The organism is Streptomyces sp. NRRL F-4489 (assembly GCF_001509485.1).
Taxonomy (GTDB): domain Bacteria; phylum Actinomycetota; class Actinomycetes; order Streptomycetales; family Streptomycetaceae; genus Streptomyces.
The window spans coordinates 17,378-27,284 of sequence record NZ_LLZI01000280.1 but is presented as its reverse complement, the minus strand read 5'-3'; the positions used below and the strand labels follow the sequence as shown (position 1 = coordinate 27,284).

At 75.3% G+C, this 9,907-nt stretch carries 8 protein-coding genes and 1 pseudogene; 2 read left to right on the top strand and 7 right to left on the bottom strand.

From position 1 onward, the window contains the following. The 6 genes and pseudogenes from ADL22_RS31160 to ADL22_RS31135 form a co-directional block, all read right to left on the bottom strand. A pseudogene (locus ADL22_RS31160) lies at nt 1-2,475 on the bottom strand (5,6-dimethylbenzimidazole synthase); the annotation flags it as partial. Nucleotides 2,476-2,713: 238 nt separating this feature from the next. Further along, nucleotides 2,714-3,943 carry a precorrin-6y C5,15-methyltransferase (decarboxylating) subunit CbiE gene (gene cbiE / locus ADL22_RS31155; RefSeq protein WP_066987533.1) on the bottom strand — a complete coding sequence of 410 codons (1,230 nt, stop codon included), beginning with the start codon at nt 3,941-3,943 and terminating at the stop codon, nt 2,714-2,716. Between the two features lie 175 nt (nt 3,944-4,118). Continuing rightward, on the bottom strand, nt 4,119-4,754 hold the full coding sequence (locus ADL22_RS31150) for a GNAT family N-acetyltransferase (protein ID WP_066987531.1): 636 nt from the start codon (nt 4,752-4,754) through the stop codon (nt 4,119-4,121). 209 nt (nt 4,755-4,963) lie between these two features. Continuing rightward, complete coding sequence (locus tag ADL22_RS31145) at nt 4,964-5,821, bottom strand: MetQ/NlpA family ABC transporter substrate-binding protein (protein ID WP_066987547.1); 858 nt, start codon at nt 5,819-5,821, stop codon at nt 4,964-4,966. Nucleotides 5,822-5,911: 90 nt separating this feature from the next. Then, nucleotides 5,912-6,646 (bottom strand): methionine ABC transporter permease, encoded by a 735-nt coding sequence (locus tag ADL22_RS31140; RefSeq protein WP_066987529.1) that lies wholly within the window; start codon nt 6,644-6,646, stop codon nt 5,912-5,914. After that, entirely contained in the window at nt 6,643-7,701 is a 1,059-nt protein-coding gene (locus ADL22_RS31135; protein ID WP_066987527.1) for a methionine ABC transporter ATP-binding protein, read from the bottom strand. The genes ADL22_RS31140 and ADL22_RS31135 overlap by 4 nt, the downstream gene beginning before the upstream one ends. A 660-nt stretch (nt 7,702-8,361) precedes the next feature. On the opposite strand from ADL22_RS31135, the gene ADL22_RS31130 reads away from it, so the two are divergent. Next, entirely contained in the window at nt 8,362-8,730 is a 369-nt protein-coding gene (locus ADL22_RS31130) for a hypothetical protein (RefSeq protein WP_066987525.1), read from the top strand. Next, nucleotides 8,723-9,199, top strand: a complete 477-nt coding sequence (locus ADL22_RS31125; protein ID WP_199836413.1) for a hypothetical protein — start codon at nt 8,723-8,725, stop codon at nt 9,197-9,199. Before ADL22_RS31130 ends, ADL22_RS31125 begins: the two co-directional genes overlap by 8 nt. Nucleotides 9,200-9,251: 52 nt before the next feature. Here ADL22_RS31125 and ADL22_RS31120 read toward each other — a convergent pair whose 3' ends face one another. Then, a complete protein-coding gene (locus ADL22_RS31120; RefSeq protein ID WP_066987523.1) occupies nt 9,252-9,740 on the bottom strand; it encodes a GNAT family N-acetyltransferase in 489 nt (162 codons plus the stop codon). Nucleotides 9,741-9,907: the final 167 nt, after the last annotated feature.

The following is a 9,907-nucleotide window of genomic DNA, read 5'->3' as shown; positions in this document are numbered from 1 at the left end:
CCCGGCCTCCGCGGGGGCGGCGGGCTGCGGCTGGCCGGCGTCCTGGTGCGGGGCGTCGGGCGCTTCTATGACGGGGGGCTGCTGGGCCGCTTCGGCGGAGGGCTGGTCGCCGGGCTGGGGGGCGTCGGCGGCGGGCTGGGCCTCGGCGGCGGGCGCGTCCGTGGCCGGGTCGGCCGGGGTGGCCTCGGCCGGGGTCTCGGCGGCGGGCTGCTCGGCCGGGGTCTCGGCGGCGGGCTGCTCGGCCGGGGCCTCCGGCTGCGGCTGGTCCGGCGCCGCGGCGGCGGCCGGAGCCTGGCCGGGGGCGTCGGCCGGGGGCTGCTCGGCGGTGGCGGGCTGGGCCGGGGCCTGATCAGCGTCGGCCCGCTCGGCGGGCTGGGGCTCGGGGGCCTGGGCCGTGGCGGGCTGGGGCTGGGCGTCGGCGGCGTCCTGGGGTGCCTGGGCCGGGTTGGCCGGGTTGGCCTCGTCCGCGGCGGCGGGGGCGGTCTCGGCCTCATCGGCCGGCGCGGGCTGGGCGGCCTCCGGCGCCGGTGCGGCCTCGGCGGCGGACGGCTGGGCGGCGGCCTCGGGGGCGTCCGCCGGGGCCGCCTGCTCCGCCGTTTCCGGCTGAGCGTCGGCGGGCGCGGAGGCGGGCGCGGTGGCGTCCTCGGCGGGCTGCGCGGCCGCGGCGTCCACGGGAGCCTCGTCAGCAGCGGGGGCGTCGGCGGCAGCGGATGCGTCGTCAGGAGCCGGGGCGTCGGCGGCGGCGGGGGCGTCCGCAGGAGCCGGGGCCTGCGTCGTCGCGGCGTCCTGCGGCTGGTCGGCTACGGGCTGCGCGGCCTGTGCCGGTTCGGCCGGGGCGTCGGCCGGGGTCTCCTGGGGGGCGGCAGGGGTCTCCTGCGCGCTCTGGGCTTCGGCGTTCGGGACGGCGGTGTCCTCGGCACCGGCAGTGGCGTCCGTGCTCTCGGTACCGGCGGCGGCCGGGGCGTCGGCGCCCGCGACGGCTGCCGTGCCGTCAGCAGCCTCGCCCTGCGCGCCGTTGGCCACCTCGGCCTCGGACGGGGACGGCTGCTCGGACACGGCCTGCTCGGCGGGGAGCGGCTGTGCGGCCGCCTCGGCCGCCGGAGCGTGCTCGGCGGGTGCCTGCTCCCCCTGGGCCTGTTCGGCGGCCGGCTGGGCCGCGGCGGCCTGGTCGGCGGCGGCCTGCTGGTCCTGGGGCTGCTCGGTGGGCAACGCGCCCTGCTGGTCGGGCGCGGCACCCGGCCGCGCCTCGGCCGCGTCCGTAACGACCGTTCCGGCACCGTCCGCGGCGACCTGGGCGGACGCCTCCGCGACGCCCTGGTCAGACGCTTCCGCGGCGACCGGAGCGGACGTCTCGGCAACGGCCTCCGCGGCCGCCGGCCCGGCGACCTGAGCGGGCGCCTCCGCCGCAACGTCCCCGGCAGCCGACTCGGCCACCGGATCGGCCGCCGGCATCGCCACGGCCTGCGCCGGTGCCTCGCCCTGCGCCGGTGCCCCGCCCTGCGGCCGCGCCGGTGCGTGCGACGGGATCTCGCCCAGCTGCGGGCCGGGCAGCGGGCCCTGGCCCGGCGCCCCGTAGGACTGCTCGGCGGCCAGCTGGCCCGCGTAGGGCTCGCGGCCGTACGGCGGCAGCTCGGCGGGCTGCGCGGCCTCCGGGGCGGCGGCCTGCTCCGGCTGCGGCTGAGCGGGCGCGGCGGCCGAAACGTCGTCAGTCACGGGTCCCTCGGCGGCCTGCGGCTCAACGGGCGCGGCAGCGGCGGGCTGCTCCTGGGCAGGCTGCGGCACCGACTGCGGCGCCGGCTGCGCGGCCTCGGCCGGGACGTCGAGGTACTCGGGGTTGGGGGCCGGGCGGGCAGCCTGGCGGGCGGCCGGCTGGGGCGCCTCGGCGGGGCCGCGGTCGGCCAGCGAACGGACCACACCGCCGGTCGCGTCGGGGACCGGCGGGCCCATGTGGAGCGGACGGCGGGGCGCGGCGGCGGGGGCGCGGTGCTGCCCCTGGGGGGCGGCGGGCGGCGGGACGCGGACGGCACCGAGGTCGACGGAACCGGAGTCCCGGCCCCCGCTCTCGTGGTCCCCGACCGGCGCGCCGGTCTGCTCGTAACCGGGCACCTGCTCGTAGCCAACGGCCTGCTCGTGACCGGCGGGCGGAGCGGCGTGAGCGGCGGGCTGGGCGGCGTAACCGGCGCCCGGAGCGCCGGCCGCGGGGTCGTAGGGCACCCCCGGCTGCTGCGCCGCAGGCTGGGGCAGCGGCTGGCCGCCCTGCGCCACCTGCTGCGCCCCCTGCTCGCTCCAGGCGCCCTGGGCGCCGGGCATCAGGAGGTCGTCCTCCTCGACCGCGCCGTCGCCGAGGTAGGGGTAGTCGCCCGGGTGCTGGGTCGGTCCGGCGTCGGCAGGGGTGGGAACGGCCTGCGGCTGTCCGCGGTGTCCGCCTGCGTTCTCCGGCTGTCCCTGGCCCGGGACCTGGCCGGTGTCGGTCATGCGTACCCCTCGCCCACTGCTAGTGCTCCTTCCAACCGCTCGTGCGACGCGCCCGACCGGGATGCGCGCCGACGCCCCGATAGCGAGAACGAGCGAGCACGCTTCCCGGCACGTCCGCCCTCAAGTGCTTCAGTTTCGTCCAAAACCACGGCATTTTCCGGATATTGGCGTACGAAGCCGAACGCGGAACGGCGGCGCAACGATCCGCCAGCCTACCTCGCGCGGGTGGCCTTCCCCGTCACGGGTGAGGAACGCGATAGCCGCTCAGCAAAAAGACGACGGACCGTTCCCGTTCGACCCAGGCGGTGGTGTCCAGTTCGACGGACTGGAGGAGGGCGCACTCGACGTCGTAGCCGCCGTCGGCCAGCGCCCGGCCGAGCGCCTCGGCCTCGTCGCGGGTGGCGGCGTGGGTGACGATCCGTTCGGGGCGGCGGGCCGCGCAGGCGGTGACCACCGCCGCTCCCCCGGCGCCGATGCGCACCACGTCCGGTTCCGGGAGGTCCTCCAGGATCTGCGGGGCGCGGCCGTGCACGGTCTGGAGCTGGACGCCGTGCCGGCGGGCGAGGGCGTCGGCGCGGGCGCAGGCGTCCGGGTCGGCGTCGACCGCGATGACCGCGGCGCCGAACCGCGCGGTCTCCACCGCGGCCGCGCCGCTGCCGGAGCCGATGTCCCAGACCAGGTCGCCCACCCGGGGGCCGAGGCGGGCGAGTTGGGCGGTGCGCAGCTGGACGGCCTCGCCCTCGCCGAGCGCGCCGCCGTAGGCCCGGGCCGGAAGTCCCCAGCCGCGCGGGCCGGCCGGCCGTCCGTCGGCGGTGCCGGGGGCCCCGGCGAGCCAGCCGGTGCCCTGGGCGGCGGCGCCGGACGGCGAACCGCCCACCACGATGACGACGTTGGGGTCGCGCCAGACGTGGTCGGCGACCTTGTCGGAGGTGAGGACGGTCACCCGTTCCCGTGCGGTGCCCAGGTCCTCGCAGATGACGAAGGTGCGGTGCACGCCGTCCAGGAGGAGGGCGAGTTCGGCGGGGCCGGCGCCGGGCGAGGTGAGGACGGCGACCTTGGGGTGGGCGCGGCAGACGTTGACCGCGCGGCGCAGATCGCGGCTGTGGGCGACGACGACCTGGGCGTCGTCCCAGGGCATGCCGGCCCGGGCGAAGGCGGCGGCGACGGAGGAGACGGCCGGGACCACCTCGACCTCCAGGCCGTATTCGGGGGCGCGCAGGGTGCGGACCACGCCGAAGAAGCCGGGGTCGCCGTCGGCGAGGACGACGGCGGTGCCGCGGTGCCGGGCGATGCGGCGGGCGGCCAGGGTGACGCTGCCGAGCCGGATGCGTTCGGCGGCCGGCGGGACCTCGGGGAGGGCGAGGTGGTGGGCGGCGCCGGCGACGAGGGTCGCGGCGCCGAGGGCGGAGCGGGCGGCGGCGGTCAGCGGAGAGCCGTCCCATCCGATCACCGTGACCCGGTCGGCCATGCTCGTCAGTCTCCTGGGGCTGGTGGGTTGCGCGTCGCGCGGACGGGCGGCCGGGGGCGGGGCCGCCGGCCGGTGCGGGCTGCGGGGTGCCGGTGCGCGCCGGCCGGGAGGGGCCCGGCGGGGGGCCGGCAGGGCGAGGGTACCCCGGGGGCGGGAGGGCGCAGGTGGTGCGGGGTCAGTTCCACTCGGGGTAGGCGAAGCCGTTGGCGTCGGCCATCCGGCCGGGGAGCCCGTCGAGGTCTTCGGGGAGCAGGCTCCAGACGATCTGGTCCGTGCGGAGGTCGGTCCAGGTGCCGTCGTCCGCGCGGGTCCGGGCTATGCAGGCGCTGCGGAGCACGCCCTCGCTGATGCAGCCGATCTTCTGGGCGACCTGCTGGGAGGCGGTGTTGCCGGCGGCGGTGCGCAGTTCCAGGCGCTCGAACTTCTGGTCCTGGAAGAGCCAGCGGGCGGTGGCCAGGGCCGCCTCGGAGGCGTAGCCCTCGCCGCGGGCCCAGGAGGCGACGATGTAGGACAGCTCGGTGGAGCGGACCCGCCAGTTGGTGTTGCCGAGCTGGACGATGCCGACCAGGCGCTGGGTGAGGAACTCGGTGACCGCGAGGTCGAGGCCGCGTCCGGCGAGGCGCTCGGTGGGCGCGTGGCGGGTGATCCAGTTGCGGGCGGCGTCCTCGGTGAAGGGCTGGGGCACCGCGGTCCAGGCGGCGACGAGTTCGTCGTTCATCATCGCGGTCAGGGCGGGGAGGTCGTCCTCGTCGAGCGCGCGCAGCACCAACCGGTCCGTGCTGAGGGAGATGTCCGGAAAGGTGGATGTCATGCCGATGCTCCAACGCCGTTGACTGGGGTGCTCCGGGGCGGCACGGGCCGTGTGCGCCGTGCGGCCGGGGCCGTCCTGACCGTCTTGAATGCACCAGCATGCAGCATCGGCCCGCGGGCGTGCCACGCGCCCGGGGCCGGGCGGCGCGAGCCCGCGCGGCCACCCCCGGAAGGGGCGGGCGCGCGGGCTCGGGCGGGAGCGGCTGCTGCTCAGCCCTTGACGGGGCCGAAGGCCGGGATGACCGAGCCGTCCTTGTACTTGTCCTCGATGAACTTCTTGACCTCGGGGGAGTTGAGGAGCTTGGCGAGCTTCTGGACCCGCGGGTCGTTCTCGTGGCCCTGCTTGACGGCGAGGAAGTTGGCGTAGGGGTTGCCCTTCGCCTCCTCCAGCGCGATCGCGTCGGTGGACGGCTTGAGGTGGGCGCCGACGGCGAAGTTGCCGTTGATGACGGCGGCGGCGACGTCGTCGAGGTGCGGCGCGGTCTGCGCGGCCTCCAGCTCGACGATCTTGATGCCCTTGTTGTCCGCGACGTCGGTCAGCTTGGCGCCTGCGCCGACGCCGGGCTTGAGGGTGATGACGCCGTGGTCGGCGAGGAGCTTGAGCGCGCGGCCCTCGTTGGACGGGTCGTTGGGGACCGAGACGGTGTTGCCGGGCTTGAGCTCGGAGAGCTGGTGGATCTTCTTGGAATAGACGCCCAGCGGCTCTATCTCGACGTTGACGACCGGCACGATGTGGGTGCCGTTCTCCTTGTTGTACGTGTCGAGGAACGGCTTGTGCTGGAAGAAGTTGGCGTCGACCTGGCCGTCGTCGGTGACCTGGTTGGGCAGCTTGTAGTCGTTGAACGTCTTGACCACGAGCTTCAGGCCGACCTTGGGCGCCAGCTTGTCCTTGACGTAGTCCAGGATCGTGGCGTGCGGGGTGGGGCTGGCGGCGATGACGAGGGGGGCGTCCTTGTCGCTCTTGTCGCCGCTGGCGGTGGCGTCGGAGGGCGCGCTGCAGGCGGTGGCGCCGAGGGCGACCGCGGAGGCGGCGGCGAGGGCCGCGGTGATCTTGAAGGTGTTACGCACGAAGAGTGCCTCTTTCTGGTGCACACGGCTGTGCCGTGTGGGCTGCGCCCGGCAAAGGGTCCGGGCCTGCGGGTTGCGGTGGTGCGGTGGTCAGGCGGCCTCGGTGACCGGGGCCGGCTCCTCGGTGCGGGCCCGGCGCAGGCCGGTCCGCAGGGAGGTGGAACGGGCGCCGCGGGCGGCCAGCCGGCGGACGATGAGATCGCCCAGCAGCTGCACGGCGGTGACGAGGATGATCAGCTCGACGACGGTGACGATCATCAGCCGGGTCTCGTACTGCTGGTAGCCGTAGGTGTAGGCGAGGTTGCCCAGGCCGCCGCCGCCGACCGCGCCGGCGATCGCCGAGTAGCCGATCAGGGTGATGACGGTGGTGGTGACGGCCGCCACCAGCGCGGGCAGGGCCTGCGGGAGCAGGACCTTGAAGATGACCGTCCAGGTGCCGCCGCCCATCGCCTGGGCGGCCTCGACCAGCCCGTGGTCGACCTCGCGCAGCGCGGCCTCCACCAGGCGGGCGAAGAACGGGATGGCGGCGATGGTGAGCGGGACCACGGCGCCGGTCGGGCCGATGGAGACGCCGACCAGCAGCTTGGTGAACGGGATCAGCACCACGATCAGGATCAGGAACGGGAAGGACCGCCCGATGTTGGCGATCGCGCCGAGGACCTTGTTCACCGGGGCGTTCTGGAGCATGGCGCCGCGGTCGGTCAGGTGCAGCAGGACGCCGACGGGGATACCGGCCAGCACCGCGTAGAACGTCGACCACCACACCATGAACAGGGTGTCCAGGGTGTTGTCGATCAGCAGCGGCCGCATGTCGTGCCAGCTCACTGGGCACCTTCCTTCCGGAGCGGGGCGGGCAAGGCCGCGGCGTCGGCGCCGGTGCCGTCCGCGAGCTCGACCTGGAGGCCCTGCTCGCGCAGGAAGCCGATGGGTACGACGTTGTCCTCGAAGCGGCCCGGCAGTTCGATGCGCATCCGGCCGACCTGCTTGCCGGCGACGGTGTCCATGGCGGCGCCGAGGATCGAGACGTCGACGTTGTAGGTGCGGGCCAGCTCGGAGATCACCGGGCGGGTGGCGGCCGCGCCGTGGAAGGTGACATCGACGACGGTGCGGTCCTCGGCGGAGGGCGCGCCGCCCACGGGGAAGAGCTCGCGGGCGAGTTCGGAGCCGGGGGTGGCGAGGAGTTCGGCGACGGTGCCCTTCTCGACCACCCGGCCGCCCTTCATCAGGGCCGCGGAGTCGCAGATGGTCTTGACGACGTCCATCTCGTGCGTGATGAGGACGACGGTGAGGCCCAGCTGCTGGTTGAGGTCGCGCAGCAGCGTCAGGATGGAGCGGGTGGTCTCCGGGTCGAGGGCGCTGGTGGCCTCGTCGGAGAGCAGCACCTTGGGGTCGCCGGCCAGGGCGCGGGCGATGCCGACGCGCTGCTTCTGGCCGCCGGAGAGCTGGGCGGGGTACGCCTGGGCCTTGTCCGCGAGGCCGACCAGGTCGAGGAGTTCGAGGGCCTTGCGGGCGCGTTCGCGGCGGCCGGTCCTGAGGATCTCCAGCGGGAGTTCGACGTTGTCCTGGACGGTGCGCGAGGACAGCAGGTTGAAGTGCTGGAAGACCATGCCGATGTGGCTGCGGGCGGCGCGCAGCGCGGCGTTGGCGCGGTGGCCGCGCCCGCCGAGCGCGGTGAGGTCCTGGCCGGCGACGGTGACCGTGCCGGAGGTGGGGCGCTCCAGGAGGTTGAGGCAGCGGATGAGGGTGGACTTGCCGGCGCCGCTCTGGCCGATGACGCCGTACACCTCGCCCTCGCGGACGTGCAGATCGACGCCGTCCAGGGCGGTGACCTCGCGGCCTCCCGAACGGTAGACCTTGGTCAGGCCCGTTGTGGTGATCACTGGGAATTCCGTCACTGTCGAGTGCTCGGCGGCTGGCCCGCCGGGCACGGGGCATTCTGTGCGAGTGCGGCAGAGGGGAACGCGGAGCGGCGGTGGGCGCGGGGCCCGGCTCCTGTTTCCGGTGACGCGGGGCGGCCGTGGCGGCCGGGGGGCGGCAGGCGGCTCGGTGTCCCTCCCTGCTCGGTGGGAGCGCGGGGAAGTTCGCATCTCGCTTCGGGGCGCGAGGCGTAGGCGGGGGCCCTCAGCTGTCACACATTCGACACAGGCAACGAGCACCGGGCGTGCGGAACGCCTCGGTCGCGGGGGTGCGGCGGCTCGTCGTGGTCATGGCGGTCAGTAAACCAGACAGCGGTATGGCCGGTTCAAGCCTGTCCGGATACCGGACAGTGCCGTTCGGTCCGTGGATCGGCCGCCGGACGGTCCGGACGGTCCGGACGGTCCCGGGCGGGCCGCCCGTGGCCTGGGCGGATGCCGTCGTCCGGGGGCGGGCGGGGCGGGCGGCGGCCCGGCCCGGTGGCGGACGGATACGGGGCGGGTGTGGCCAACACCACGGCGCGCTGCCGGGGCGGGGCCGGAGGCGGCGGTCGGCCCGCCGCCGATTAGCATCGGGCCCATGCCCCACAACCCCACGGCGCGCCGCCGCCCCGCCCGGAGGCCGCGGTGATCGACGCGCTGACGCTCGCGGTCGGTGTGACCGCCCTCGCGCTGGCCGCCTGGTGCGGCCTCGCCGCGTTCCGCAACGAACCCACCAAGGACTGGCACTTCATCGGTATGGCCGTGGTGTCGCTGCTGGGCATCGTGCAACTGATCATCGCCGGGGTGCAGTTGGCCCGCGGGCAGCACCCGGACAAGGGCACCGCGCTGTTCCTGGCGTATCTGCTCGGGGCCGCGGCGTGCGTCCCGGCGACCGGGCTGATGTCGCTCTCCGAGCGCACCCGGTGGGGTTCGGCCACCGTCGCCGCGGGCTCCGTGGTGCTGGCCGTTCTGGAAGTACGGCTTTTCGACATCTGGGGAGGCGGCAGTGCCTGAGACTGCCCAGGGAACCGCGGCGGACGGCGCCGCCCCGACCACCGGAGACCGCGACCCGGCCACCCGGATCGGCGCGGGCCCGGGACGGCTGCTGGTCACCGTCTACGGCGTCTTCACCGTGGCCGCCGCGTCCCGCTCGCTCTACCAGCTGCTCGCCCAGTTCGACCGGGCGCCGCTGGCGTACGTGCTGTCCGCGGTCTCCGCGCTGGTCTACGGCTTCATCACCTTCTCGCTGGTCCGCGGCGGGGAGGGGGCGCGCCGGGCGGCGGTGGTGTGCTGCGCGCTGGAGCTGCTCGGGGTGGTCGGCATCGGCACCTGGACGCTGGTGGACCCGGCGGCGTTCGCGGACTCCACGGTCTGGTCGTACTACGGCATGGACTACCTCTTCATCCCGGTCGCGCTGCCGGTGACCGGGATCATGTGGCTGCGCCGGGCGCGGGCCGCGAAGGCGGAGCCGGCGGCCGGCTGAGGACTGGCGTCCGGGTGGCCGGGCCCGCCGTCGGCGCGGGCCCGGGCCGGGGTCAGGACGCGGTGGTCAGCTCCTTCTCCAGCGTGACCATGCTCAGCCGGCGGGTGAGCTGCTCGGTGCCGACCGGGGCGTAGCCGTGGCTGCGGTAGAGGCGGAGGTTGCCCTCGCTGCGGTGGCCGGTCAGGAGCCGGTAGCGCTTGGCGGCGCGCTCCTGGGCCAGCCGCTGTTCGACGGCGGCCAGCAGCCGGCCGCCGAGCCCGTGCCGCTGGAGCCGGGGGTGCACCATCAGCTTGCCGATCCGCGCGGTGCCGTCGGCGTCGACGGTGCCGCGTACCGAACCGACCACCTCCGGGCCGAGTCTGGCCACCATCACGCAGCTCTCGGCGAGTTCCGCGCGCAGGGAGGCCAGGGTCTGGGTCAGCGGTTCGATGGCGTAGTCGTCGTAGAGCGCGGCTTCGCTCTGGTAGCAGAGGTACTGGAGTTTGAGGATCTGCTCGGCGTCGTCGTCGGTCGCCGTCGAGATGGTGACGCTGGTGCCCATGCGCGTGCCTCCCCTTTCGGTTCGTCGTCCGCTTGACGGACTCCCCGGCCTGCGGCGGCGGCAATCTCCGCCGGGAGCATTCTGCGGGGGCATAGGGGACAAGCGGAACGGACCGGCGCCAAGCTCCCCTGTGACATTCCCAACTCAGATGAGTACGCATGCGGGGG